Source organism: Streptomyces sp. NPDC045967, from assembly GCF_056430495.1.
In genome coordinates, this window is sequence record NZ_JBWKLE010000002.1 from 535,318 (window position 1) to 559,849 (window position 24,532).

A 24,532-nucleotide genomic window follows, 5' to 3' on the forward strand; every position below is an offset into this window, starting at 1 on the left:
GACAGGGGAGTGAGCACCGTGACGGCACGCTGGACGGCGGAGGCACGCGGGGCCCCGGACGCGGGGGTACGACTGTTCTGCTTCGCGCACGCCGGCGGCGGACCGGCCGGATTCCGTTCCTGGCAGCGGGAGTTCGGCGAGGACGTCGATATCCGGCCGATCCTGCTTCCGGGCCGGGAATCGCGGGCCAGGGAGCAGCCGCTGCGCCGCATGGCGGATATCATCGGCCCGCTGTGCGACGGTCTGCTGCCGCTGCTCGACCGGCCGTACGCCCTGTTCGGGCACAGCCTGGGGGCCGCCGTCGCCTACGAGGCGGCCCGGGAGTTCGCGGCACGCGGCTGGGGAGAACCGCGCCACCTGTTCGTCTCGGCCCGCCGGGCCCCGCACCTGCCGTCCCGCCGCGGCCGGCTGCACGACCTGCCGCCGGAGCAGTTCACCGCCGCCGTCGCCCGCATGGGCGGCACCCCGCCCGAGGTGCTCGCCCACCCCGAGCTGCTGAGCGCGTTCACCCCGGGCCTGCGGGCCGACTTCGAGGTGAACGAGACGTACACCCCGCTGCCCGGCGGGCTGCTGGGCTGCGACGTGTCCGCCGCGGTGGGCCGCTCCGACCCCGAGGTCGAGGCGGACGAGATGGCCGCCTGGCGCGACACCACGCGCGGCGCGTTCGACCTGGCGGTCCTGGAAGGCGACCACTTCTACCTCAAGCGGTCGCCGGGCGACCTGTTCGCCCTGATCCGCGGCCGGCTGGAGCTCCCCGTCCGGACCTGACCCGGCGCACCCGCCCACCGAACACCCTTGCCCCACCCGATCGCACGAGGAGAAGACACCATGGAGAAGCTGGACCTCTCGGGCTGCCACCCGATCTTCGTCCGACAGATCGACTGCCTGCAGAACAAGGACATCGAGGGACTGATGGAGACCTACCACCGCGACGCCGTCGTGGTGCGCTTCCAGGGCGTCCTCACCGGCATCGAGGAGATCGGCGACACCTTCGGCCGCTACATGGACATCCAGGCCCGCTACGAGCAGCTGCTGGAGTACACCCACACCGACGACACCATCTTCATGCGCGCCCTGATGAGCGTGCGCGGCGAACGCGAACTCGGCTTCGGCGCGTACGTCCTCAAGGACGGCCTGATCTGGCGCCAAGTCGCCGGGATCGAGGGCGGAATGCGCGACTGGTTCGCGGGCCGCGAGGTCTCCGGGCATGCTGGGGACCCGGGCGACGCCGCCTCCGCGTGACATCGCCAAGCGTTCGATGACCCTCTGCTGAGAAGAGATCCGGAACATGAGCAACGCCACCGGCACCCGCGTCCTCAAGAGCTGGGACGAGCACGAGTTCGCCCAGGCCGACGGCCGCAAGTTGACCCGCTCAGCCATCGAGTACTCCTACACCGGCGCCATCGAGGGGCAGGGCGTCCAGGAGTACGTGATGTTCTACCGCAGTGACACCTCCACCACCTTCGTCGGGCTGGAGCAGATCACCGGACGGCTCGACGGCCGCTCGGGCAGCTTCGTGCTCCAGCACACCGGCGAACTCGGCGATACGGCCGCGGTGGTGACGTGGACGGTCGTCCCGGGCTCCGGAACGGGCGAGCTGGTCGGCCTGACCGGCAGCGGCGGCTTCACCGCCACCCACGAGGAAGCCGGCAACGCCGAGTACACGCTGGACTACGACCTCGCGTGATCCTCGGGCCGGGCCCGCCAGCACAAAGTTGAGCAGACTCCCGGGCGGCCGACGATGAGGATGGCTGCCGGGCGGACCCCGCCCGGCAGCCGCCCCGTTGGACGAGGAGGACCCGCCCCTTGGACGCCTCGACCCCGCCCGCGTCGTACCCCGTGCCCCGCACCTGCCCGCTCGACCCGGCGCCCGTCTACCCGCAGTTGCGGGCGGAGCAGCCGGTCTTCCGCACCACCCTGGACTTCGACGGCAGTGAGGTCTGGCTGATCACCGGGCACGCCGACGCCTGCGCCGTCCTGGCCGACCCCCGCTTCAGCTCGGACTTCTCCCGGGAAGGGTTCCCCGCCCGGATGACCGTCCGGCCGCCGGGCCCGGGGACGTTCATCCGGATGGACCCGCCCGACCACTCCCGGCTGCGCCGCACCATCGTCGGCGAGTTCCGGATGAAACGCCTGGAGGCCCTGCGTCCCGCGGTCCAGGGCATCGTCGACGAGCTCGTCGACACCATGCTCGACGGCGGGAACACCGCGGACCTGGTCCAGGCGATCGCCCTGCCCCTGCCCACCCTGGTGATCTGCGAACTGCTCGGAGTGCCCTACCGGGACCGCGCGTTCTTCCAGGACTGCACCCAGGTCATCGGCGACCAGTCCGCACCGCCCGCCCGCCGCCAGGTCGTCCGCGACGAGCTGCGCGCCTACCTGGACCGGCTGGTCCGCGACAAGACCGCCGCGCCGACCGACGACCTGCTCGGCCGGGCCGCCGCCCGCCTCGGCCAGGACGGCATCACCCACGACGAACTCGTCGGCATCGCCACCCTGCTGATGATCGCCGGATTCGAGACCATCGCCAACCAGATCGGCGTCGGCACCCTCCTGCTGCTCCAGCACCCCGAGCAGCTCGCCGGGCTCGTCAAGGACCCCGGGTTGGTCCCCGGAGCGGTCGAGGAGCTGCTGCGCCACCAGACCGTCATCGACTACGGGCTGCGCCGCGCCGCGACCGAGGACGTCGAGATCGGCGGCCGGACCATCCGGGCCGGCGAGGGCGTCGTCGTGGTGCTCTCCTCCGCCAACCGGGACGAGCGGGTCTTTCCCGACCCCGACCGGCTCGACCTCGGCCGCCCGGAGGCAGGGGAGCACCTCGGCTTCGGCTTCGGACTGCACCAGTGCCTGGGCCAGTTGCTGGCCCGGCTCCAGCTGCAGGTCCTGTGGTCCACCCTCTTCGCGCGGATCCCCACCCTGCGGCTCGCCGTCCCGCTGGACGACGTCCCGTTCCGCACCGACATGTTCGTGCACGGCGTCCACGAGCTGCCGGTCACCTGGTGACCGGGCGCCCGCCCCGGCCCGTCCCGTGCCCGGCCGCGGCGTCCCGCGACCACCGACTCCCCGATTCGACCACCGAGCCCGGGCGCGGCACGCTCCCGCGTACCGGCCACCCGCGTACCAGAAAGGAGCCGGCGTGAACCGGCTGCCCGAAGACCAACCGACCGCCACCGACGGGAGCGTCGAGCGCTGCCCGTTCCCGTTCCCCATCCGGTCCGCGCTCGACCCGTCGCCCGAGTACACCCGCCTGCGCGAGGAGCAGCCGGTCTGCCCCGTCGCCCTGCCCAGCGGCGACCCCGCCTGGATCGTCACCCGCTACGACGACGTCCGTACCGTCTTCAGCGACCCGCGGTTCAGTCGGCAGGCGGCCACCCGCCCCGGAGCCCCCCGCTTCATGCCGGGCGTCGAGGGCGACCCCGAGTCCATCGTCAGCAAGGACGCGCCCGACCACACCCGGCTGCGCAAGCTCGTCGCCCCGGCCTTCACGGTGCGCCGCATCGAGGCCATGCGCCCCGGCATCCAGCGCACCGTGGACGACCTGCTCGACGCCATGGAGAAGGAGGGCCCCGTCGGCGATGTGGTGGCCGCCCTCTCCGGACCGCTGCCGATCATCACCATCGGTGACCTGCTCGGCGTACCGCGCGCGGACCAGGGCCGGTTCCGCGCGTGGTCCGACCTGATGTTCAAGACCTCCCCGGACGCGCTGCAGGAGGCGGTGGCCGCCCGCGAAGCCCTGATCGGCTACCTGGCGGCGATGGTGCAGGAGCGCCGTGCGGTCCCCGCCGACGACCTGCTCGGCGTGCTGATCGCCGCCCGCGACAACGACGACCGGCTGTCCGAACGCGAACTGATCTCCTTCGCCGGCGGGCTCATCGTGGCGGGCTACGAGACCACCGCGAACCGGCTCGCCAACGCCGTCCTGGTGCTGCTGCGCAACCCCGAGCAACTTGCGCTGCTGCGCGCCGAGCCCGAGCGGATCGGCGACGCCGTCGAAGAACTGCTGCGCTACATTCCCGGCGGCGCGGCCGGCGGACTGATCCGGGTCGCGACCGAGGACGTCGAGGTGGGCGGCGAGCTGATCAGGGCCGGTGACGGCGTCATCGCCGTCACCAACTCGGCCAACCGCGACGGGCGGGTCTGGGAGGACCCCGACACCTTCGACATCACCCGCAAGCCCGGTTCGCACACCAGCTTCGGGCACGGCATCCACCACTGCGTGGGCGCCCAGCTCGCCCGCCTGGAGATGCAGATCGGCATCGCGACGCTGATCCGGCGCTTCCCCGGCCTGCGGCTGGCCGTGCCGGAGAGCGAACTGCCGTGGAAGCGCAACGTGGTCATCCACAGCCTGGAAGCCCTGCCGGTCGCCTGGTGACACCGGCCCCGGCCGCCCCGGTCAGGGGAGGCCGGAGGGCCGGGGCGGGCACGGGGGAGGGGGGGGGGGGGGGGGGGGGGGGGGGGGGGGAGGGGGGAGGGGGGCCGGGCCCCCCCCCCCCCCGCTTCCCCGTGTCGGTCCCCCTCCGGTGACCTCAGGCGGTGGTGAGCTTCTGGCTGAAGAACCACTCGTGCCCCTCGTGGTCCTCCACCTTGCAGACCCGCATGCCCTGCGGGGTGTCGGTGGGAGGGAAGACCAGCTTGGCGCCGGCCGCCTCGGCCCGCTTGTACTGGGCGTCGACGTCCTCGACGTCCACCGACGCCATCGCGCTGCGGTAGCCCGTGGCGGCGGGCGACCGGTAGCCGTCGCCGGGCCCGGCCAGGTAGACCGGGTCGCCGGCGGGCGTGAGCATCTCCGCGTGGAAGACCGGGCCGTCGGGGTGGGCGAACCGCTGTTGCTCGGTGAAACCGAACGCCTCGGTCAGCCACTCCAGCGCGCGCGCGACGTCCTCGTACTTCGTGTAAGGGATAGCAGCCATGCCGGGAAGCCTAGGGAGTTCCGCCTCCGCCGCCTGGCCAAAGTTGCGCATCGGCGGCGGTCCGTCGAAGGCGGACGCCGCTCAGCCCACGACGAGCTCGAACGGGATCGACATCCGGCCGCCGAACCGCTCACCCGTCGCCCGGAAGAGCCCGGTCAGCGGGGCCCGCACATCGACCGGGGCGCCCCCGCCCAGCCCCGCCAGATAGGCCTCGTGCGCCTCCAGGGAGGCCACCGCCGCGTCCACCGAGCCGGTGACGTCCACCGCGTGGGTCGGTTCGGGGGAGCCCACCATGGCGACGTAGCGCACCCCGCCCCACGCCTCCCCGGCCTCCGGGAAGATCCACCGGTTGCCCGCGTCACCCACCGCGTCGAGCAGCGCCCGGCCGGCGTGGCGGTGGTCCGGGGTGTTCCACCGGCGGGTGTAGGAGGCGTCCCGGTGGTTGTAGCCGACCACCAGCTCCGGCCGGTGCCGGCGGATCGCCGCCGCGATGTCCCGCCGCAGCGCCGGCCCGTACTCCAGCGTGCCGTCCGGATGGTCCAGGAACTCCACCGTGTCCACCCCCACGATCCGCGCACTGCGCCGCTGCTCCTCCTCCCGCACCCGGGCCGCCTTCGACGGCTCCATCCCGTCGATCCCGGCCTCGCCTCGGGTCAGCAGCAGGTAACCCACCCGCTTGCCCGCCGCGGTCCACGCGGCCACCGCGCCCGCACCGCCGAACTCCATGTCGTCGGGGTGGGCGACCACGCACAGCACCCGGTCGAAATCGGTCGGCATCTCCTGAAGCTGAATCGTCATGCGGCGCAGGCTCGCACGCCGTCCGGCGCAGGTCTGCTCCGAAGTGAGCGTGCCCCCGGTTCGTCCGGTCCCATGCTCAATCCGGCGCAGATGGCTGACGTTCGACATGGATACCTTCCTCGCGCGCCCGGCCCAGCGCAGAAAGCGAACTAGGAGGAACCATGACGGACTCAAGGCCCACGCTGTCGAGACGGACGCTGCTGCGGACGGCGGCCGGCATCACCGTGGGCGCCGCAGGGGCGGGGTTGCTGACCGCCTGCGGTTCGGACGCGAAGGCCCCGGTGGCGGACGCCAAGCCCTCCGTCGCGCCCAAGCGCGGCGGCAAGCTGCGCGCCGCCTTCATCGGGGGCAGCAACGAGACCGCCAACGTACTGAAGGCCGCCAACACCCCGATCGACTACGTACGGGCCCGCGCGATCTACGACGAGCTGTGCGTCCTCGACGCCGAGGGCCGTACGGAGATGCAGCTGGCCGAAAGCCTGACGCCCAACGCGGACGGCACCGAGTGGACGCTGAAGGTGCGCAGCGGCGTCAAGTTCACCGACGGCCGCGCGCTCACCATCGACGACGTGCTCTTCACGCTGCGCACGTACGTCGACACCAAGGCCAACCAGGCCCCGCTGCTTGCCGATCTCGACCTCGCCAAGTCCTCCCGCAAGGACGAGCTCACGGCCGTCCTCGTGATGAAGCGGCCGCACGGCTTCCTCGACCTGGTGTTCACCCAGGGCATCTTCATCATCCCGGCGGGCACCACGGACTTCTCCAACGTCCCCGGCAGCGGCCCCTTCATCCTCCAGCAGCACCGGGTGGGCCAGGGCGCCACGCTCAAGCGCAATCCCGACTACTGGGGCAGCGCGGGCCCGTACCTCGACGAGCTCGAACTCGTCTCCATCGCGGACGGCGCGGCCCGGCTCAACGCCCTCAAGGCGGGCCAGGTCGAGTACGCGGCGAGCATCTCCCTGGTCGCGGGCAAGACCGAACGCTCCAACGCGGCCGTCCAGTTGATCATCCCACCCAAGTGGGAGTGGCCGAACTTCGGCGCGATGCTCAAGCGCAGCCAGGACCCGTTCACCGACGCCCGGGTCGCGCAGGCGCTCAAGTACGCCGTCGACCGCGACCAGATGGTCGAGCGCGTCACCCTCGGCTTCGGCGAGGTCGGCAACGACCTGTTCGGCAAGTACCTGCCCTACTACGCACAGGACCTGCCGCAGCGGCAGTACGACCCGGAGAAGGCCAAGAAGCTCCTCAAGGACGCGGGCGCCGAGAACCTCTCGCTGACCATCCGCACCAGCGACTACGAGTACGGACTGGCCGAGGGCGCCGCGGTCCTCGCCGAGCAGGCCAAGAAGGCCGGCATCACCATCGGCCTGGACAAGGTCCCGGCCGGGGACTTCTTCGCCGACCCCAAGGTGTTCATCGGCGCCAAGTTCCAGTCGGCCAACCGCAAGCCCCGGCCGCTGCCCCTGGACGTGCTGTTCTTCTACGGCACCGACGCACTGCTGCCCTTCACCGGCGTCGCGGGCCCGAAGATCGACGACCTGGTCACCAAGGTCCGCTCCGCGGTCTCCGACGAGCAGCGCCGGACCTCGATGTCCGACATCCAGCAGCACCTCTACGAGGAGGGCGGCGACCTGGTCTGGGCGAAGGCGCCGGTCCTGGCCGCCGCCACCCCGCAGGTGCACGGCGTCAAATCGCTGGGCTACCCGACGTTCCCGAGCTTCCGAGACGCATTCCTGGGATGACCGACACCGTGCGCGCAGCCGCAGCGACTCCTGGCTCCGGGCAGGGGTCGCTGCGGTCTCTCCTGGCCCGACGGCTGCTCACCGGTGTGCTGGTGCTGGCGGCCGTCTCCGCGATCGTCTTCACCGCCACCGAGGCCGCACCCGGTGACGCTGCCGCCGCGTCGCTGGGGCCCGACGCCGACCCGGCGAGCGTGGCCGCCCGACGCGCCGAACTGGGCCTGGACCGGCCCGCGCTGGTGCGGTACGGCGACTGGCTGCTCGCCGTCCTGCGCGGCGACCTCGGCACCTCCTACGTGTCCGGCAGCCCGGTCTCGGAACTGATCGCAGACCGGGTCGGCAACTCGCTGGCCCTGGCGGGCGTGACCCTCGCCCTGCTGGTGCCGCTCGCCGTCGGCCTGGGCATCTGGGCGGGCCTGCGCGCCGGCGGCCTGCCCGACCGGCTGATCTCGACGACCACCCTGACCCTGCTGTCGGTGCCGGAGTTCGTCACCGGCACGATCCTGGTGCTGGTCCTCGCCGTCGAGCTGGACCTGCTGCCGGCGGTGTCCCTGCTCGGCCCGGGCCAGGGACTGCTGGACACTCCGGAGATCCTGGTGCTGCCGGTGGTCACCCTGCTCGTCGGCTGCCTGGCCCACAACGCCCGGCTGGTGCGGGCCGGCGTGGTCGAGGTCGCGGCGGGCGACGCCGTCACCACCGCCCGCCTCAACGGCGTTCCGGAGCACCGGGTGGTCCTGCGCTACGTCCTGCCCGCCGCCCTCCCGCCGGTGATCCCGCTGCTGGCGCGCTACCTGTCCCTGCTGGTCGGCGGGGCCCTGGTCGCCGAGACCCTGTTCGGCTTCCCCGGGATCGCCTCGGTGCTGGTGCAGGCATCGGCCGGCCGCGACGTGCCGACCGTGCAGGCGGTCGCCCTGCTCGTCGCGCTGGTGACCGTCCTGGCCAACCTGCTCGGAGACGTGCTCGGCACGGTCCTCGACCCCCTGAGGAGGATCCCGCAGTGACCCTCGTTTCCACCCCGGTCACCGAACCGCCGGCGCCGGCCGGCGGTCAGCCCGCGCAGGCCGCCCCGGCCCGCCGGCGGCCGGTCGCGGCGATCCTCTTCGGCGTGCTCGTGGCGCTGACCCTGTGCGGCCCGTGGCTGGCCCCGAAGGATCCCCGGGTCGGCGCCGGGATGCCCTATGCCCCGAGCAGCGCCGACACCCCGCTCGGCACCGACCACCTGGGCGCGGACGTGCTCAGCCGGGTACTGTCGGGCGGCCGGACCCTGATCCTGCTGTCCGTCGGCGTGCTGCTGGTCGCCTACCTCATCGGGGTGACGGCCGGCATGGTCGCCGCCTACCGCGGCGGCTGGGCCGCCACCTTGATCCTGCGCTGCGCCGACGTGCTGATGGGCTTGCCGCCCCTGGTGCTGATCGCGGTGATCGCCACCGGCACCGGGCCGGGGCTGCTCGGCGTCGCCATCTCCGTGGTCGCCGTGATGCTGCCGGACATCACCCGGATCGTCCGCGCCACCACCACCCAGATCCTGGCCCACGACTACGTGGAAGTGGCCCTCGCGCGGGGCGAGACCACCGCGGCGATCCTGGCCCGCGAGGTGTTCCCCAACCTGGTGCGGACGCTCGCCGCGGACGCCAGCGTCCGCTTCGCCGGAACCGCCTACGCGGTCGCCACCGCCGGGTTCCTCGGCCTCGGCGCCCAACCGCCCACCCCCGACTGGGGGTTGATGATCATGGAGAACCAGGGTGGCCTGACCCTCCAGCCGATGGCCGTACTGGCGCCCGCTGCCCTCCTGCTCGCCCTGCTGCTCACGATCGGCAGGCTCTCCGACAGCCTCGGCCTGGCCGAGGCGACGCCGCGCCGCGCAAACGTCCCGGCGCCCCGGGACGGCGGGCCGGCGACCCCGGACGTACTGCGCGCGAAGCACGAGGCCGCCGCCGGGGACCGGCCCGAGGAGGGACCGGACACGGCCGCGGCCGTACGGGGGCTGCGCCTGCGGGCGAGCGCCACCGGCCGGGAGATCGTCCGGGGTGTGGACCTCACGGTCCCCGCCGCCACGGTGGTCGCCCTGATCGGCGACTCCGGCAGTGGGAAGACCAGTACCGCGCTGGCCCTGCTGGGCCACCACAACCCCGGCCTGGAACGCACCCGCGGCACCACCCGGCTCTTCGGCACCTCCCTGGACGGCCTCGGCCGCCGCGAGCTCGCACGGCTGAGGGCCCGCACCGTCGCCTACGTCGCCCAGGACCCGCGGACCTCCCTGCCCGCGAACCTGAAGGTCGCCGAGCAGATCGGCGAGCAGCTGCGCGCCGTGGGCGTACCGGCCGGGGAACGGCTGGAGCGGGCCAGGTCGGCGCTGCGCCGCGTGGCGCTGCCCGACGACCCCGCGTTCCTGGCCCGCAAACCCCACCAACTGTCCGGCGGCCAGCTCCAACGGCTGTCGATCGCGGTGGCGTTGGCACGCGAGCCGCGGCTGCTGGTCCTCGACGAGCCGACCAGCGCACTCGACCCGGAGAACACCGCCCGGCTCGTGATGGAGGTCGTCGCCCTGTGCCGCGAGGCGGGCACCGCCGTCCTGCTCATCTCGCACGACCTCGACGCGGTCGCGCGGGCGGCGGACACCGTCGTGGTGATGGGCGGCGGCCGGATCCTGCGCTCGGGACGCCCGGAGAAACTGCTGGCCGAGGCCCCCGCGGCGGGCGCCGACCCGCAGGCGCCGTGGCCCGGCGGACCGGACCGGGCGGGGGAGGCGGAGGGGCCGCGGGAGGCGGACACGGCGGCCGTGGCCGCCGCGGTGGGCGCCGTGGACGCGGGGGACGCGGTGGCGCCGCTGTCCGTCGTCGGGCTCGGCGCGGAGCGCCCCGGCGCGGGCCGGATCCTTTCCGACGTGACGCTCGCCGTCCCCGCGGGAGGCCGCCTCTGCATCGTGGGAACCTCCGGCAGCGGCAAGAGCACGCTGCTGAGGGCGGTCACCGGGCTGCTGGCGCCGACGGAGGGGGAGGTCAGGCTGGCCGGAGAGGTGCTGGCGGGGCAGGTGGCCCGGCGGAGCCCGCTCCAGCGCAGGCTCCTGCAGCTCGTTCCGCAGAACCCGTACGACTCGCTCAACCCCCGGCAGAGCGTGGCCAGGATCGTCGGACGCCCGCTGCGCCAGTTCGCTCTCGTACCGGCTGACCGGGTGGAGGAGGAGACCCTGGCCCTGGTCGAGCGGGTCGGCCTGGGGGCGGAGCACCTGGGCCGGCGGCCGGCCGCGCTGTCCGGCGGCGAGCGGCAACGGGTCGCGCTGGCCAGGGCGCTGGCCGCCCGCCCGGACGTCCTGCTGTGCGATGAGATCACCAGCGCCCTCGACCGGACGACCGCTCTCGCGGTCCTCGGGCTGCTCGACGGGCTGTGCCGGGAACTGGGCGTGGCGCTGGTGGTGGTCACGCACGACCGGCTGGTGGTGGAACGGATCGGCGGACGCGTCGCCGAGGTCGCCGACGGACGGCTGCGCCACCTCCCGCCCGCCCGGGTCCTCTGAGGATGGGAGCGGCCACCGCACCGGCTGGGCCGGTGCGGTGGCCGCTCGCGGCGCCGAGGCCGCTCCGGCGCCGGGGGTCCGTCCTACGCGGCCGCGCCGCTCAGGCCCAGGCGGGCCTCGATGTAACCGGCGAGGTTGGCTTCGTCTCGTATGGTGATCCAGCCGCTGCTGGATTCCAGGAGCCCTGCCTCACGGAACCGCTTGAGGAAATACCCGACTCTCGACCGCGTGGTCCCCACCATTTCCGCGAGTTCTTCCTGCGTGAGTCGGGCGGCGATCTTCAGCCCCCGATGGTGTGACTGCCCGAAGCGGTGCGAAAGCTGGAGCAGCCGGGCCGCGAGTCGCAATTCGCTTTCCAGGGTGACGAGATCGACGATGACTCGCTGGCGTTCCGAGAGTCGACTCGCGAGGTGTTCCGCGAATTCCTCGAGGAGGTGTGCCGTCGCCAGCATTTCGAAGAACTTGCCGTACGGAATTTTCGTCAGCTCCGTGTCCGCCATGGCCACGGCCGTTTCGACCCGACTGATCTGCGACATGCACAGCTCTCCGAAGATTTCCCCCGCGATGTACAGGTCGAGTAAACATCGCTTCCCCGTGGACGTCACGATCACAGTCTTGACCTGGCCCGATTTCACCAGGTAGAGGCTCTGGTCGCTTTCGGTGCAGTTGTAGATGTGGCTACCCCGGGGGATCGTGACGGTCGGCAGTGTGTGCGCGATCGGTCGGAGCGATTCGACGACCCGGTCCGTGAATTTCATCGGGCTGATGGCAGTGGGCAGGCTCATGATGATCTGGAGGGATCGCGAGCATTGAAGGCGGGACTCAAATGCCGGAACCCCCCCTCCCCCCTCCGGTTGCGGCAATGAGTTGCAATAATTGTCCAAAAACGATCGGACTGTCAAGAGTTCTCACAGTCCTGACAGAGTGTCGCTCAAGAGTTCTGGTACGTACTTTGCCCCGTCGAGCCGGACCGGTAGGGAGAGGTGGACAACCGGATTTAAGGCTTCCAGGGAAAATGTGGGTAAAGGCGCCCCCGGGTCGCGCGCGGGCGCTGGATCGCGCCCGCACGCACGGTGTGCCGGAGCTCTTCGGCGGGTCCGGGAGACGGCCGCATAAATGCACGAACTCAATTCCCGATCATGATGCCGTGACGCGTCGCGGCGGCCCGCCGCTCAGCCCGCCGCCTGCCTCACGAGCGCGGCGATCCTCGCCTCGTCGGCGATGGCCGGCTCCGTCAGGGCGTAGGAGGTCGCCCACATGCTGCCGTCGTCGAGTTCCGCCTTGTCGCTGAAACCGAGCGTCGTGTACCGGGTGCCGAACCTCCTCGGCCGCCTTGGCGGCGCGCGCGCCGAGGCCTACAGCGACCTCGGTTTCGCCCGCTACGACGCGGGCCGGCCGGCGGAGGCCGCGGCCGCCTACGACGCGGCCGCCCTGCGGTTGTCCGAGACGGGGGACGTCCGCGCCGAGGCGGAGCTGGCCCTGCGCCGCGGCTACCTGCGCTGGGACGGGGGCGATGCCGAGGAGCCGCTCCGACTCTTCGGGCTGGCGGGCGCCCTGTACGCGCGGGCGGACTGTCCGGCCGGGGCCGCCCACGCGGCCGCCGCGGAGCCTGGGCGATGCTGCAGCTGGGCCGGCGGGAGCAGGCGGCGCGGCGGGCCCGCGAGGTGCTGGAGGCCCCGTACGCGCAGGATCCCGCGTGGCCGCCGGCGCTGACCGCCCGGATCACCCTCGGCCTGGCCCTCGCCGACGAGGCGCCCGAGGAAGCGGCGGGGCACCTGCGCCGGGCGCTGGCGCTGGCCCGCGAGGACGGGCACATGAACAACGAGGCGTGGTGCCTCAATTGCCTGGGGGTCGCCCTGCGGCGGATGGGCCGCTACGAGGAGGCGCTGGCCAGCCACCGCGAGGCGTTCGCGCTGCTGGAGGAGCTGTTCGAGGAGCACTGGAAGGTCCGCTTCCTCAGTGCCTACGCCGAAACCTGCCGGCCGGCGGGACTGCCCGAGGAGGCCCTGCGGCTGCACCGGCAGGCGCTGGAACTGGCCCCCCGGCTGGGCTACCGCCACGAGGAGGCGCAGGCCCACGAGGGGATCGCGCTCCTGCTCGACGGGACGGACCCGGCCGCCGCCGCCGAGCACCGCGCGGCCGGCGGGGCCGTCCTCGGGCGCCCGGCTCCGGGGGCCCGCTGATCGCGCCGGCCCGCGGGCCCGGTCAGTCCACGAGCACGCCGGGGTTGAGGATGCCGTGGGGGTCGAGCGCCACCTTGGCGGCCTTCAGCGCCAGCGCGAACGGCTCGGGCCGCTGGCGGTCGTAACCCGGGCGGTGGTCGCGGCCGACGGCGTGGTGGTGGGTGATGGTGGCCCGGTGCCGGTACAGGACCTCGCCCGCGACGGCCTTGAGCTCGTCCCAAAGGGCGACCTCGTCCCCGGCGCGGCCCGCGGCGAGCACGGTGAAGTAGGGCGCCGCTCCGTCCGGGTAGACGTGCGTGAGGCGGCAGTTGACGGTCGCGGGGTGGCCGGTCGCCTCGAGCGCCGCCGCGCCGACCTCGGCGCGCACCGCGTCGATCAGGCCCGGGATCCGGTCCCAGGTGGCCGCCGTCTCGAAGGTCTCCGCCACGGCGCCCATCCGGACCAGCCCGTCCCGCAGATACGGCATGCGCAGGAAGGCCGAACGCCAGGCGCCGACGGCCGAGTCGGCGCCCTGCGCGCCGGTCCCGGCCTGCCGCGCGCGGTCGGCCGCGTCGCACCGGCCGCCGTGGGAGCGGGCCAGCGCGACGGCCCGCTCCAGGCGGGCGGTCACCGGCTCGTCCGCGGACTCGAACCCCAGCACCAGCACGGCGCTGCCGTCCTCGGCGGCGCCCGAGAGGGCGGCCTCACCGGCGTCCAGGAGGCGGCAGTTGGCGGGGGACAGGTCGGACTGCGCGAGAGCGCGCACCGCTCGCAGGGCGCCGTGGAACCCGGTGAACGCGACCGCGGCGGACGCCTTGTGGCGGGGCCGTTCCTGCAGGCGGACCCACGCCTCGGTGATGACGCCGAGGGCGCCCTCGGAGCCCAGGAACAGGCGGTCGGGGGAGGGCCCGGCCCCGGAGGCGGGCAGCCGCCAGGAGTCACTGGTACCGGCCGGGGTGACCACGCGCAGGGACTGCACGAAGTCGTCGATGTGGGTGCGGCCGGTGGCGTAGTGGCCACCGGCCCGGGTGGCGAGCCAGCCGCCCAGGGTGGAGAACTCGAAGCTCTGCGGAAAGTGCCGCAGCGTGAGGCCGTGCGGCCGCAGCTGGTCCTCCAGGCCGGGCCCCAGGGCCCCGGCCTGGATGCGTGCGGCCCGGCCCTCGGCGTCGACCTCCAGGACCCGCCCCATGGAGGTCAGGTCGAGGGACATCACCGCCCGGTGGGCGTCGCCGCGGTACTCCACGCCGCCGGTCACCGAGGACCCGCCGCCGTACGGGACGACGGCCACCTGCCGTTCGCCGGCCCAGTCCAGCAGGTCGGCCACCGCCTGCTCGTCCGTCGGCCGGGCGACGAGGTCCGGCACTCGGCCCGGGCGCCCGCGCAGCGCCCGTACGACGTCCCGGTACGCCTTCCCCATGGCGTGCGAGGCGCGGTCCTCCGGGTCGGCGGAGACCAGCCGGGCGAGGCTCGCGGGGGGTGCGACCGCGGGGTCGGCGATGCCCAGGTCCCGGACGCGCGGGACGGGGAGCGGACGGCTGAGGGTGCCGGGCAGCAGGGCGCCCATCGCGGCGCACTCCGCGTCGCCGGGGTGCGCGTCCCTCCAGCCCCAGCCCCACCAGGAGCGGGTGCGGGACGACGGCTGCGGGGTGGTGCCGGTCATGGAGGCTCCTGGGATCCGGGTAACTTACCTATAGGTAAATTACCTACTGATAATATCGCCGTATGGCAACCCCTTCCGTCTCCCCGGCAGCCCCCTCCAAGGCCGGCACCAAGGGAGTCCCCCGCCACCACCGCCGCCGGCAGATGCTGGAGGCCGCCACGGAGGAGTTCGGCGCCCGCGGCTACGCGGCCGCCTCCCTCCCCGCGATCGCGGCGCGCGTCGGCGTCACCAAGACGCTGCTCCACCAGTACTTCGGGACGAAGGAGGACCTGTACATCGCCTGCCTGGTCCCCGTCGGCGACCGGCTCCTGGACGCCATCCGTACGGCGATCGGCCCCGGCGGGACCACCCCGCACACGCCCCTGCGCGTGCTCGACGGCCTCTTCACGGCGCTCGAGGGGCGGCGCGAGGAGTGGTTCGTGCTCTACGACACCTCCCTGCCGCCCGGCGGCGAGGCCGCGCGCCGGGCCTCGGCCTACTGGGCCGTCATCGACGCCCTCGCGGCCGGGGGCACCGCCGACCTGCTGCGCGCGGCCGGCTCCACCGACCCGCTCGACGCCGACGCCCTCACGTACGTCTGGCGGGACCTCGTCGCCACTCTGGTCCGCTGGTGGGTCAAGCACCCGGAGCAGACCCCGGCGGCGATGACCCGACGCTGCGCCCGGCTCTTCGCGGCCGCCGCCACCCTCACGCCGGCAGACGGCTGAACCGCTGAACCACCGCGCGGGAGAGTGCGGCCCGTTGTCGAAACGGCAAAAATGTTTGCCGGTGTCGCAGGCGCCCGCGCACGCTCCCGGACATGAGCACCCATCATGTCGCCGTATCGTCAACCCGCCTGCCCGAGCACGGACGCGGGGTGCGCCCCGCGCTCGCCGCCCTCTCGCTCTCCGTCCTGCTGCCCTCGCTCGGCACGAGCATCGCGGGCGCGGGCCTGCCGGCCCTGGCACGGGCCTTCGGTGCCTCCTTCCCCGAGGTGCAGTGGGTCGTCCTCGCCTATCTGCTCGCCGTCACCACCCTGATCGTCGGCGCCGGACGGCTCGGTGACCTCCTCGGCCGCCGGAGGCTGCTCCTCTCCGGCATCCTCCTGTTCACGGCGGCCTCCGCGCTCTGCGCCCTCGCCCCCACGCTGTGGCTGCTGGTCGCCGCCCGCGCGGCGCAAGGCGCCGGAGCGGCCGTGATGACGGCCCTCACCCTGGCCTTCGTGGGCGAGACCGTCCCCCGCGCGAAGACCGGTCGGGCCATGGGCCTGCTGGGCACGATGTCCGCGGCCGGCACCGCGCTCGGCCCCTCACTGGGCGGCGTCCTGGTCGCCGGACCCGGCTGGCCGGCGATCTTCCTCGTGAACGTGCCGCTGGGCCTGCTGGCCCTGTCGCTCGTCCACCGCCACCTGCCCGCCGACCGGCCCCCGCGGGCCGCGGGCCGGGCCCCCTTCGACCATCTCGGCACCACGCTGCTCGCGTTGACGCTCGCGGCGTACGCGCTGGCCGTGACCTCGGGCCGCGGCGGGTCCGCCGTGCCGGTCGCCGTGCTGCTCGCGGCCGCCGCCTGCGGAGCCGTCCTCTTCGTACGCGTCGAGGCACGGGCCGCGGCCCCGCTGATCCGGCTGCGGACGCTCCGCGAGCCGCGGCTGCGCGGGAGCCTCGCCACGAGCGCGCTCGTCTCCACGGTGATGATGACGACCCTGGTGGTCGGGCCCTTCCACCTCGCGCACGGCCTCGGGCTCGGCGAGGCCCTCGTCGGGCTCGCCCTCTCGGCCGGCCCCCTCGCCGCCGCCCTGACCGGTGTACCGGCGGGCCGCCTCACGGACCGCTTCGGCGCACCCCGCACGACCGCCGCCGGGCTCCTGGCCATGGCGGCCGGAGCCGCCGCGCCGGCGATCCTCCCGGCGCGCTGCGGCCTCGCCGGATACCTGGCGCCGATGGTCGTCCTCACGGCCGGATACGCCGTGTTCCAGACGGCCAACAACACCGGCGTCATGGCGGACGTCCCCGCGGACCGGCGGGGCGTGGTCTCCGCGCTGCTCAACCTGTCGCGCAACCTCGGCCTCGTCACCGGCGCCTCCGTCATGGGCGCCGTGTTCGCCCTCGCGTCGGCGTCCGGCGACGTGACCACCGCGGCCCCCGCAGCCGTCGTCACCGGCATGCGGATCACCTTCGCCGTGGCGGGGGTCCTGGTCCTCCTCGCGCTCGCCGTCGCCCTCACCACCGGCCGCACCGCGGGCGACGCGCGGCCGGGGAGGAGTGCGGCGGCTCAGGGTGCTTCCGCGGCAACCCGGTCGTGCAGGCCCAGGCGCAGGTGTTCGACGTGGAAGAGGGCCTGGTCGAGGAGTTCGGCGACGTGGTGGTCGTAGAGCGAGTAGACGATGGAGCGGCCCCGCCGCTCACCGGCGACCAGGCCGAGGTTGCGCAGCAGGCGCAGCTGGTGGGAGCAGGCCGACGGCTCCATCCCCACCGCCTCGGCCAGGTCGCCCACCGCGCAGGGGCCCTCCTGGAGGCGGGCGAGGATGTGCAGCCGCGAGGGCGTCGCCAGGGCCTGGAGGGTCGCCGCCACGTCGGCCGTGCCGACGGCGTCCAGGCGTTCACGCGTCGTGGCGGTGTTCTTGGCGTCCGTTCCGTGGCCCATGGCGGCCATCCTACCGATGACACCTGAAGACATGTTCAGATGTTCATGTATGGTGGAATGGCCGACGTCCCCCGGCCCGCGAAGGGTTGCCCCGCCATGCCTCCAGTCCTGCTCCAGCGCCCCCGGCGAGAGCCGCCGACCGCCGCCCCGGCGGCTCCCCGGCGCCGTACGAGGGCGTCCGCACTGCCGGAGGCACGCTGGGCCGGGGCGGCCCTGCTGCTCTTCCTGGCCGCGCTGCCCCTCCAGTTGGCCGGCGCCCCGGCCTGGACATGGGGCCCGCTCTACGCCGCCGCGTACGCCACCGGCGGCTGGGAGCCGGCCCGGGACGGCCTGCAGGCCCTGCGGGACAAGACCCTGGACGTCGACCTGCTGATGATCGTCGCCGCGCTCGGCGCGGCCTCGATCGGACAGGTGATGGACGGCGCCCTCCTGATCGTCATCTTCGCCACCTCCGGCGCTCTGGAGGCGCTGGCCACCGCCCGTACCCAGGACGCGGTGCGCGGCCTGCTCGACCTCGCACCCGCCACCGCCACCCGGCTGACCGGCGACGGCCGCGAGGAGACCGTCGCCACCGGTGACCTCCGGGTCGGGGACACCGTCCTGATCCGGCCCGGGGAGCGGATCGGCGCCGACGGCCGGGTCCTGGACGGCGCCAGCGAGGTCGACCAGGCCACCATCACCGGCGAGCCCCTGCCGGCGCTGAAGGAGACCGGAGACGAGGTGTTCGCCGGCACCCTCAACGGCACCGGGGCGCTGCGCGTGGCCGTGGAGCGCGACGCCTCCGACTCGGTGATCGCCCGGATCGTCGCCCTGGTCGAGGAGGCGTCCCGGACCAAGGCGCCCACCCAGCTGTTCATCGAGAAGGTCGAGCAGCGCTACTCGATCGGCATGGTCGCCGCCACCCTGGCGGTGTTCCTGGTCCCGCTCGCCTTCGGCGCCGACCTCACCGGCGCCCTGCTGCGGGCCATGACCTTCATGATCGTCGCCTCGCCGTGCGCCGTGGTGCTGGCCACCATGCCGCCCCTGCTGTCGGCCATCGCCAACGCCGGGCGCCACGGCGTCCTGGTGAAGTCCGCCGTGGTGATGGAACGCCTCGGACAGGTCGACGCCGTCGCACTCGACAAGACCGGCACCCTGACCGAAGGCACCCCCCGCGTCACCGACGTCCACCCGCTGCCCGGCGCCGGACTGACCGAGGACGCCCTGCTGGCCCTGGCGGCCGCCGCCGAGCGCCCCAGCGAACACCCCCTCGCCCGCGCCGTCACCGCCGAGGCCCGCGCCCGGCGCCTGCCGACCGCCGCCGCCACGGAATTCACCTCCGTCCCCGGACGGGGAGTGGCGGCCACCGTACGGGGGAACCGCATCGAGGCCGGCGCCCCGGCCCGGCTCCTGGACGCCTCCCGGCCCGGCGCCGCATCCGCCTCCGCGGCCGAGGCCGTGCGCGAGGTGGAGGACGGCGGCCGCACCGCGGTCGTCGTGCTGCGCGACGGGACCCCCGTCGGCGTGCTCGGCCTCGCCGACCGGCTGCGCCCCGGCGCCGCCGCCGCCGTCACGGCCCTGCACGCGCTCACCGGCACCGCGCCGATGCTGCTGACCGGTGACAATCCCCGTGCCGCGGACCGCCTCGCCGCGGAGACCGGCATCACCGACGTCCGGGCCGGCCTGCTGCCGCAGGACAAGGTCGCCGCCGTCCGGGAGCAGGAGGCGGCCGGACGCCGGGTGCTGGTCGTCGGCGACGGCGTCAACGACGCCCCGGCGCTGGCCGCCGCGCACACCGGCGTCGCCATGGGCCGCGCCGGATCCGACCTCGCCCTGGAAACCGCGGACGCGGTCGTCGTCCGCGACGAACTGGCCGCCGTACCGGCCGTCATCGCACTGTCCCGCGCCGCGCGCCGCCTGGTGGCGCAGAACCTGGTCGTCGCCGCCCTGTTCATCTCCGTCCTGGTCGTCTGGGACCTGGCCGGGCATCTGCCGCTGCCCCTGGGCGTACTGGGCCACGAGGGCTCGACCGTCATCGTCGGGCTCAACGGCCTGCGGCTGCTGCGCGACGCCGCGTGGACCCGGGCCGCGGGGGCGGCCTGACGCGAACGACCGGGTGCTCGCTCAGGTCAGCTCCACCCGCACCACCTGCGTGGCCCCGGCCTGCCCGGTGAGGTCCGCGAAGGTGAGGGTGAGCGCGGAGCCGGTGGCGGCCGAGGTGACCGTGGCCGGCTGGGACAGCACGGCCGCGACCGGGCGGTTCCACGTCACGGTGAGCCCCGTCTGCATGCGCATCGGGTCGCAGACGCAGACGGTGGCCGTGCCGTCGCCGTGCTCCCGCACCAGGACGCAGGCCGGCCTGTCCGCGCGCAGGGCGCCGACCGTTCCGGCGTTCCAGAAGTTGACGGCGGTGACACCGAGCGAGGGGACCCGGACGCCCTGCTGGTCGTTGCCGTTGGCCAGGACCGTCAGCCAGCCGCTGTCGGCGGCCCGGGCGGCGGTGGCGGCCGTACCGGCGCCCGGCATCAGGAGGTAGGAGCAGGCGGCGCCCTCCGGGTCGACGCCGTGGTCGAACCAGAGGGTCAGGTACCGGCGGGTGACCGGGTCCGCGGTGCCGCCGGTGTTGATGTCGCGCCAGGAGCCGGTGCGGGCCTCGCGCCGCGCCCTCACCGTGGCCCCGCCGGGGAACACGTATCCGCCGTGCCCCGCGATCTGCGCCCAACGGGCACCGGTGAGCGTCCCCGACCAGCCGAGTGCGGCCGGCTGGACCGCTCCGTCCACCGTGAGGGCGTGGGTCCCGGCGGCCCCCAGGTTGCGGTTGTCCACCACCGTCTCGACCGCCGCGCCGTCGGCGCACCGCACGGCGCCCGCCAGGCAGACGACCGCATCGGCCAGGCAGAACCAGGACTTCTTCGCGTACAGGGTGCTGGAGAGCCCGCGCAGGAACTGGCCTATCGCGGCGAACTCGCCGTCCGTGGCGCCCCCGACCCAGCTGACGTCCGGCCTCGGCAGCCCCCAGGCGCCCCCCTCGGCGTCGGCGAGCACCTTCCGCGAGACGGTGGTCCCGGGCAGCCGGTACGGATCCACGGTCGGCCAGAACGCGTCGGTGTACTGCCCGTTGGCATAGGTGTCGCCCCACCACTGGAGCATCCCGGCCCCGGCGTGCCAGCCGCGCAGGTTCTCCCCGTTCCCCGTCTCGTAGAAGCCCATCCGCTTCGAGGCCATGCTGATCGAGGCGGCCCAGCCGGGCCGGCGGTGCACGGCCCGGTCCATGGCCGGGAACAGCCGGTGGCCCGGGGGCTCGGCGGCGGGGGTGACGGAGCCGTCGTCCTGCACGGCCTTGAGTCTGGCCAGCGCCGCGACGCCGAGATCGGTGTCGCCGAGGACCGGGCTGTAGTAGTCCCGCCGCATCCAGCCCTTCACGCGTGCGCGCCAGCGCCGGTTCTCCGCGGCGCTCGCGGCGGAGCCCAGCAGGGTGATGGAGGCGAGCACGTCGTGGCCGCGGCCGTGGTCGCCGCCCTGGACGCCGTGCGCGGTGGTCCGCGGGTTGCCCCGGCTGGTGGCCCGCCCCGACACGGCGTCCATCATCAGGCCGTTGAACAGGAACGGCGCGTAGGACTTCTCCACCGAGTCGAGGACCAGCTGCCGCCGCGGGTCGGTGACCGCCCAACTGGAGCCGCCCAGGAGGGAGAAGAGCGCGGCCAGGCCGCCCAGCAGGACCGCGCCGTAGGAGCCGGTGTAGGCGAGGTGGGTGTGCTGGACGAAGGAGCCGTCCGCGTAGAAGCCGTCGCCGCGGGTGACGAGGGGGAACACCGGGGAGAGGGCGTCGCGGGCCAGCGCGACCTTGGCCGTGTCCCTGCCGAGGATGCCGCGCAGGGCGAGCGAGCGGCACAGGTCCACCCGGTTGGCGCCGGTGCTGGTGCCGGTGTAGGCGGCGACCGAGGAGTCGGGCACGAAACGGTCGACGGCCGCGAGGTGGTCCGCGAGGCGGCCGGCGGAGAGCCGGTCGTGGAGGATCGCGCTGATGTCCAGCAGGAGCTGGGGGGAACCGATCCGGAAGTCCCACCAGTTGCCGAAGGGGCTCGTCGCCGGGTTGTAGACCTCCCGGTGGAGGTGGTCCAAGCCGGTGTCGATCTCGGCGGCGAGCCCGGCGTCGCCGGTCAGGCCCGTGGCCGGTTGGGCGTACGCCTGGGTCATGGTGGCCAGCCGGGCGTAGCTGCCGGTGATCGAACTGGAGAGGGTCAGCGGCAGGTCCGGCCAGAGCGAGCCGCTGACGGCAGCCATCGCCGCGCGGTGTTCGGCGGCCCGCGTGCCCAGCAGGGCGAGCTTGCCGGCGAACGGCTCGGCCGCCGGATCGAATCCGCTGCCCAGCAGCAGGGCCCGCCACCTGAGGCGGAGGGTGTCGAACTCATCGGCCGCGGCGGGGGCGGGGGCGGCGCCAGCGGCAGAGGCGGATGCGGCGCCGGTCGCCGCGAGGGCGCCGGCCGAGGACATTCCGGCCAGCAGGAAGGAACGGCGGGACCATGGACTGGACATGGAGCCTCCAGAACGGGGCGCGGCGGGCCCGCCGTCCGGTGGACCGTGCCGTGCGCGCGTCGGCGCGCGGCGGGAGGCGTCCGCTCGGCGGCGGGCGGCGTCACGAGGGGGCGGGGTGGGAGGGGGCGCCCGCTGTCCGGTTTTGTAGCACGCGTGCGAAAGAGCGTTCAAGAGGTGCGTGACGATGGATCGTTCAGCGGTTCCGGCGATCGTGTGGAGCGATCGATCGGGACGCTCACACCGGGATGTCCACCACGATGCCCTCGCGCCGGGCCCGTTCGGCGGCCAGCACGGTCAGATGGCTGGTGAGGGACTCCCGCGGACCGGACCGCACCCGGCTGCGGTCTCCGGTGGCGACGGCGGACACGAACGCGTCCATCAGCCCCGCGTCGCCGCCCCCGTGGCCGCCGGCGGCGTCCCCCGCGCCCTCCGGACCGATCGCGACGACCTCCTCGCGCCGGGTCAGGAAGTCGTAGAGCCGCACCTGCCGGCCGTCTCCCCTCAGTTCCCCGCGCGTGCCGAAGATGCGGGTCTGGCGGTCCGCGTGCTCGGTGAAGGCGGTCATCGTGAACGTGGCCGTGGCCCCGGAGTCGAACTCCATGGCGACCACCTGGTGGTCGACGACGTCGTTGTCACAGGCGTACACGCAGCGTCCGTACGGCCCCTCGCGCAGCGCGGCCTCCAGCGCCCCCGGGGTGAACTCCTCGATCACCACGCTCAGCGGCCAGCCGTGCCGCCCCTGGGCGAGCCGGGCGCCGTACTCGCGGCCCGCGGAGTAGGGGCAGCTGTCCTCCACCGCGCAGTCAGGACACCGGTCGGCGGCCCCCGCGGGCCGGTGCTCGGGCCGGAAGTGCGAGAGGCGACCGAAGCTGGAGACGCGGACGGGCGGCCGGCCGAGCACGTACTGCAGCCAGTCCAGGTCGTGGCAGGACTTCGCCATCAGCATGGAGGTGGCCTCGTCCTCCCGGCGCCAGTTGCCGCGCACGAAGGAGTGGGCCTGGTGCCAGAACCCGACCGGCTCCAGGTGCTGCACGCTGACGACGTCACCGATCCGCCCGGAGTCCAGTACGTGCTTCAGTGCCCGCGTGTAGGGGGTGTACCGCAGGACGTGGCCGACGGAGAGGACCACTCCGGCCTCCTCGACGGCGGCCACGATGCGCCGGCACTCCTCCTCCGTCGCCGCCATCGGCTTCTCGAGCATGATGTGGTAGCCGAGCGCGGCGAACGCCAGGACCGGCTCGAGGTGTTCGCGGTCCAGCGTGCAGATCAGCACCGCGTCCGCCACCCGGCCGCGGGCCGCCAGCGTCCGCCAGTCGGCCACCGCCGCCCCGGAGTCCAGCCCGTGCCCGGCCGCGATCCGCTCCCGCCGCGCGGCACGCGGCTCGGCGACCGCCACCACCGTGGCGCGCTCCGGATGGGCCAGCGCCCAAGCCGCGTGCGCCGCTCCGCGGTCCCCGGCACCGACGACGGCGAGGGTGACTCCGACGGGCATCGGTCCCGCTTCCCGTGCGTAGGCGATGTCTGGGGCGCGAGGCTAGCGACCCCGCCGAGCCGGAACAAGAGCCCCTGCTCCGGTCCGCGCTGCCGTACCGGGCCGGATCAGTGGAGTGGCTGCCTGGTCTCCGTACGCACCTTCAGGGTGTTCACGGCGACCTTGGACAGGTCCACGGCCGACGGGTCCTGCGTCACGGTGTCCGGAGTGACGAAGCCGACCGAGGCGCCGGTGTTCCCGTCCGCCCAGGCACACATCGGCAGGGTGCTGCGGACTCCCTCCTGGGTCATCGTCAGCACCTGGCAGGAGACGGTGATCCCGGAACCGGCCGGGGTGATCTCCCGGGCGGGGACCGCCAGGGTCGCCCCCTTGGCGTCCGCGGCGCCGGACAGCATCTTGTCGCGGGCCGACGCCGGATCCTTGAACTGCCCGTACAGCCCCGAGAAGACGAGCGCGCCGGTGCCCTCGCGGGACTCGGCGCCGTACTGGCCGACCGCCGGCTCCGGGTTGCGGATCTTCGGATCGTAGGTGCCCTCGAGCGCTGCCGCGCCCTCGGACCGGGACAGGTCCTGGACCAGTTCGTACTCGCCGCCGAGCAGGGTCTGCGGCACGGTGAGCCGGTACTCGGCCTCGGGGAATCCCGACCCGTCCGCCAGGGCCCCGGCCCCGGCGATCCGGCTCACCGCGAACGCCAGGATGCCGAGCCCGGCCAGCGAGGCCGCGACGATCCCGACGACCAGGCCGGTCCGGTTCCGGCGGGGCGGCGGCGGGTAGGGCGGCGGGCCCGGGTACGGGTGGGGGTACTGCGGCGGATACGCCTGTGCGTGCTGGTGCGGCAGGGGATACGGCTGCTGGTGCGGGGGAGGTCCGTACGGGCCGGAAGGCGGCTGCGGCGGTGGAGTGGTCATCCGCCGAACGCTACGCGAACCGCCCGGCGGCCCCGCAGGGCAGGGGTGGTGCCTGATGGTGACAACCGGAGTCACTTTCCGTGAAAGCAGATGGTCAGGCGCCTGGGAGCGCTCGCGGGCCGAGGAGGGAGCAGACTGAAGTGGGCACACGCCTCCCACGACGGCGGCCGGGCTGCGAGAAGCGCGGAAGCCGGACGGGCGCGGGTGCCGCG

At 73.9% G+C, this 24,532-nt stretch carries 21 protein-coding genes; 13 read left to right on the plus strand and 8 right to left on the minus strand.

The window, feature by feature from the left end:
• Positions 1–9 precede the first annotated feature (9 nt).
• The 5 genes from AC07FY_RS05930 to AC07FY_RS05950 all read left to right on the plus strand — a co-directional run bounded on the left by AC07FY_RS05930 (position 10) and on the right by AC07FY_RS05950 (position 4,372).
• Positions 10–768: a thioesterase II family protein gene (locus tag AC07FY_RS05930; protein WP_479000996.1), complete on the plus strand. Its 759-nt coding sequence runs from the start codon at positions 10–12 to the stop codon at positions 766–768.
• 60 nt (positions 769–828) lie between these two features.
• The gene (locus tag AC07FY_RS05935) at positions 829–1,242 is read left to right on the plus strand and encodes a nuclear transport factor 2 family protein (RefSeq protein WP_479000999.1); all 414 of its coding nucleotides are present in this window, start codon (positions 829–831) and stop codon (positions 1,240–1,242) included.
• Between the two features lie 46 nt (positions 1,243–1,288).
• The gene (locus AC07FY_RS05940) at positions 1,289–1,687 is read left to right on the plus strand and encodes a DUF3224 domain-containing protein (protein ID WP_479001002.1); all 399 of its coding nucleotides are present in this window, start codon (positions 1,289–1,291) and stop codon (positions 1,685–1,687) included.
• Positions 1,688–1,806: 119 nt separating this feature from the next.
• On the plus strand, positions 1,807–3,003 hold the full coding sequence (locus AC07FY_RS05945; protein WP_479001005.1) for a cytochrome P450: 1,197 nt from the start codon (positions 1,807–1,809) through the stop codon (positions 3,001–3,003).
• A gap of 133 nt (positions 3,004–3,136) precedes the next feature.
• Positions 3,137–4,372, plus strand: a complete 1,236-nt coding sequence (locus tag AC07FY_RS05950) for a cytochrome P450 (protein WP_479001007.1) — start codon at positions 3,137–3,139, stop codon at positions 4,370–4,372.
• 154 nt (positions 4,373–4,526) lie between these two features.
• On the opposite strand, the gene AC07FY_RS05955 is transcribed toward AC07FY_RS05950, so the two are convergent.
• Complete coding sequence (locus AC07FY_RS05955; protein WP_479001010.1) at positions 4,527–4,910, minus strand: VOC family protein; 384 nt, start codon at positions 4,908–4,910, stop codon at positions 4,527–4,529.
• A gap of 81 nt (positions 4,911–4,991) precedes the next feature.
• The gene (locus AC07FY_RS05960) at positions 4,992–5,708 is read right to left on the minus strand and encodes a PIG-L deacetylase family protein (RefSeq protein ID WP_479001013.1); all 717 of its coding nucleotides are present in this window, start codon (positions 5,706–5,708) and stop codon (positions 4,992–4,994) included.
• A gap of 161 nt (positions 5,709–5,869) precedes the next feature.
• Between AC07FY_RS05960 and AC07FY_RS05965 the strand changes: the two genes are divergently transcribed.
• From AC07FY_RS05965 to AC07FY_RS05975, 3 genes are read left to right on the plus strand one after another with little or no spacing between them, the layout of a single operon-like run.
• Positions 5,870–7,450 (plus strand): ABC transporter substrate-binding protein, encoded by a 1,581-nt coding sequence (locus AC07FY_RS05965; protein WP_479001016.1) that lies wholly within the window; start codon positions 5,870–5,872, stop codon positions 7,448–7,450.
• Complete coding sequence (locus tag AC07FY_RS05970; RefSeq protein WP_479001019.1) at positions 7,447–8,448, plus strand: ABC transporter permease; 1,002 nt, start codon at positions 7,447–7,449, stop codon at positions 8,446–8,448. The genes AC07FY_RS05965 and AC07FY_RS05970 overlap by 4 nt, the downstream gene beginning before the upstream one ends.
• The gene (locus AC07FY_RS05975) at positions 8,445–10,961 is read left to right on the plus strand and encodes an ABC transporter ATP-binding protein/permease (protein ID WP_479001022.1); all 2,517 of its coding nucleotides are present in this window, start codon (positions 8,445–8,447) and stop codon (positions 10,959–10,961) included. The genes AC07FY_RS05970 and AC07FY_RS05975 overlap by 4 nt, the downstream gene beginning before the upstream one ends.
• 83 nt (positions 10,962–11,044) lie before the next feature.
• On the opposite strand, the gene AC07FY_RS05980 is transcribed toward AC07FY_RS05975, so the two are convergent.
• Positions 11,045–11,719, minus strand: a complete 675-nt coding sequence (locus AC07FY_RS05980) for a Crp/Fnr family transcriptional regulator (RefSeq protein ID WP_479001024.1) — start codon at positions 11,717–11,719, stop codon at positions 11,045–11,047.
• A gap of 499 nt (positions 11,720–12,218) precedes the next feature.
• On the opposite strand from AC07FY_RS05980, the gene AC07FY_RS05985 reads away from it, so the two are divergent.
• Positions 12,219–12,674 carry a hypothetical protein gene (locus AC07FY_RS05985; RefSeq protein ID WP_479001025.1) on the plus strand — a complete coding sequence of 152 codons (456 nt, stop codon included), beginning with the start codon at positions 12,219–12,221 and terminating at the stop codon, positions 12,672–12,674.
• Positions 12,578–13,144, plus strand: coding sequence for a tetratricopeptide repeat protein (locus tag AC07FY_RS05990; RefSeq protein WP_479001027.1), 567 nt, complete (start codon positions 12,578–12,580; stop codon positions 13,142–13,144). The genes AC07FY_RS05985 and AC07FY_RS05990 overlap by 97 nt, the downstream gene beginning before the upstream one ends.
• Before the next feature lie 22 nt (positions 13,145–13,166).
• On the opposite strand, the gene AC07FY_RS05995 is transcribed toward AC07FY_RS05990, so the two are convergent.
• Positions 13,167–14,783 carry an FAD-binding oxidoreductase gene (locus tag AC07FY_RS05995; protein WP_479001030.1) on the minus strand — a complete coding sequence of 539 codons (1,617 nt, stop codon included), beginning with the start codon at positions 14,781–14,783 and terminating at the stop codon, positions 13,167–13,169.
• A 62-nt stretch (positions 14,784–14,845) separates the two neighbouring features.
• Here AC07FY_RS05995 and AC07FY_RS06000 point away from each other — a divergent pair, with 62 nt between their 5' ends.
• Positions 14,846–15,490, plus strand: a complete 645-nt coding sequence (locus tag AC07FY_RS06000; RefSeq protein WP_479001033.1) for a TetR/AcrR family transcriptional regulator — start codon at positions 14,846–14,848, stop codon at positions 15,488–15,490.
• 92 nt (positions 15,491–15,582) lie between these two features.
• Positions 15,583–17,133 (plus strand): MFS transporter, encoded by a 1,551-nt coding sequence (locus AC07FY_RS06005; RefSeq protein WP_479001036.1) that lies wholly within the window; start codon positions 15,583–15,585, stop codon positions 17,131–17,133.
• Here AC07FY_RS06005 and AC07FY_RS06010 read toward each other — a convergent pair.
• Positions 17,034–17,405, minus strand: coding sequence for an ArsR/SmtB family transcription factor (locus tag AC07FY_RS06010; RefSeq protein ID WP_479001600.1), 372 nt, complete (start codon positions 17,403–17,405; stop codon positions 17,034–17,036). The two genes, AC07FY_RS06005 and AC07FY_RS06010, sit on opposite strands and share 100 nt — an antisense overlap.
• A gap of 96 nt (positions 17,406–17,501) precedes the next feature.
• Here AC07FY_RS06010 and AC07FY_RS06015 point away from each other — a divergent pair, with 96 nt between their 5' ends.
• Entirely contained in the window at positions 17,502–19,487 is a 1,986-nt protein-coding gene (locus AC07FY_RS06015; RefSeq protein ID WP_479001039.1) for a heavy metal translocating P-type ATPase, read from the plus strand.
• A gap of 21 nt (positions 19,488–19,508) precedes the next feature.
• Here the strand turns inward: AC07FY_RS06015 and AC07FY_RS06020 are convergent, their stop codons facing one another.
• From AC07FY_RS06020 to AC07FY_RS06030, 3 genes are all read right to left on the minus strand, one after another.
• On the minus strand, positions 19,509–21,920 hold the full coding sequence (locus AC07FY_RS06020; protein ID WP_479001041.1) for a polysaccharide lyase 8 family protein: 2,412 nt from the start codon (positions 21,918–21,920) through the stop codon (positions 19,509–19,511).
• A gap of 235 nt (positions 21,921–22,155) precedes the next feature.
• The gene (locus AC07FY_RS06025; protein WP_479001043.1) at positions 22,156–23,412 is read right to left on the minus strand and encodes a Gfo/Idh/MocA family protein; all 1,257 of its coding nucleotides are present in this window, start codon (positions 23,410–23,412) and stop codon (positions 22,156–22,158) included.
• A gap of 107 nt (positions 23,413–23,519) precedes the next feature.
• Positions 23,520–24,320 carry a hypothetical protein gene (locus tag AC07FY_RS06030; RefSeq protein ID WP_479001045.1) on the minus strand — a complete coding sequence of 267 codons (801 nt, stop codon included), beginning with the start codon at positions 24,318–24,320 and terminating at the stop codon, positions 23,520–23,522.
• Between the last annotated feature and the right edge of the window lie 212 nt (positions 24,321–24,532).

Excerpts from the sequence above, each read along its gene's own strand:
- AC07FY_RS05955 (WP_479001010.1), bottom strand. The coding sequence starts at position 4,910 with ATGGCTGCTATCCCTTACACGAAGTACGAGGACGTCGCGCGCGCGCTG.
- AC07FY_RS06030 (WP_479001045.1), bottom strand. The coding sequence starts at position 24,320 with ATGACCACTCCACCGCCGCAGCCGCCTTCCGGCCCGTACGGACCTCCC.
- AC07FY_RS05990 (WP_479001027.1), top strand. The coding sequence starts at position 12,578 with ATGCTGCAGCTGGGCCGGCGGGAGCAGGCGGCGCGGCGGGCCCGCGAG.
- AC07FY_RS06000 (WP_479001033.1), top strand. The coding sequence starts at position 14,846 with ATGGCAACCCCTTCCGTCTCCCCGGCAGCCCCCTCCAAGGCCGGCACC.
- AC07FY_RS05940 (WP_479001002.1), top strand. The coding sequence starts at position 1,289 with ATGAGCAACGCCACCGGCACCCGCGTCCTCAAGAGCTGGGACGAGCAC.
- AC07FY_RS05965 (WP_479001016.1), top strand. The coding sequence starts at position 5,870 with ATGACGGACTCAAGGCCCACGCTGTCGAGACGGACGCTGCTGCGGACG.
- AC07FY_RS06010 (WP_479001600.1), bottom strand. The coding sequence starts at position 17,405 with ATGGGCCACGGAACGGACGCCAAGAACACCGCCACGACGCGTGAACGC.
- AC07FY_RS05980 (WP_479001024.1), bottom strand. The coding sequence starts at position 11,719 with ATGAAATTCACGGACCGGGTCGTCGAATCGCTCCGACCGATCGCGCAC.
- AC07FY_RS05970 (WP_479001019.1), top strand. The coding sequence starts at position 7,447 with ATGACCGACACCGTGCGCGCAGCCGCAGCGACTCCTGGCTCCGGGCAG.
- AC07FY_RS06005 (WP_479001036.1), top strand. The coding sequence starts at position 15,583 with ATGAGCACCCATCATGTCGCCGTATCGTCAACCCGCCTGCCCGAGCAC.
- AC07FY_RS05960 (WP_479001013.1), bottom strand. The coding sequence starts at position 5,708 with ATGACGATTCAGCTTCAGGAGATGCCGACCGATTTCGACCGGGTGCTG.
- AC07FY_RS05995 (WP_479001030.1), bottom strand. The coding sequence starts at position 14,783 with ATGACCGGCACCACCCCGCAGCCGTCGTCCCGCACCCGCTCCTGGTGG.
- AC07FY_RS06020 (WP_479001041.1), bottom strand. The coding sequence starts at position 21,920 with ATGTCCAGTCCATGGTCCCGCCGTTCCTTCCTGCTGGCCGGAATGTCC.
- AC07FY_RS05935 (WP_479000999.1), top strand. The coding sequence starts at position 829 with ATGGAGAAGCTGGACCTCTCGGGCTGCCACCCGATCTTCGTCCGACAG.
- AC07FY_RS05985 (WP_479001025.1), top strand. The coding sequence starts at position 12,219 with ATGCTGCCGTCGTCGAGTTCCGCCTTGTCGCTGAAACCGAGCGTCGTG.
- AC07FY_RS06025 (WP_479001043.1), bottom strand. The coding sequence starts at position 23,412 with ATGCCCGTCGGAGTCACCCTCGCCGTCGTCGGTGCCGGGGACCGCGGA.
- AC07FY_RS06015 (WP_479001039.1), top strand. The coding sequence starts at position 17,502 with ATGCCTCCAGTCCTGCTCCAGCGCCCCCGGCGAGAGCCGCCGACCGCC.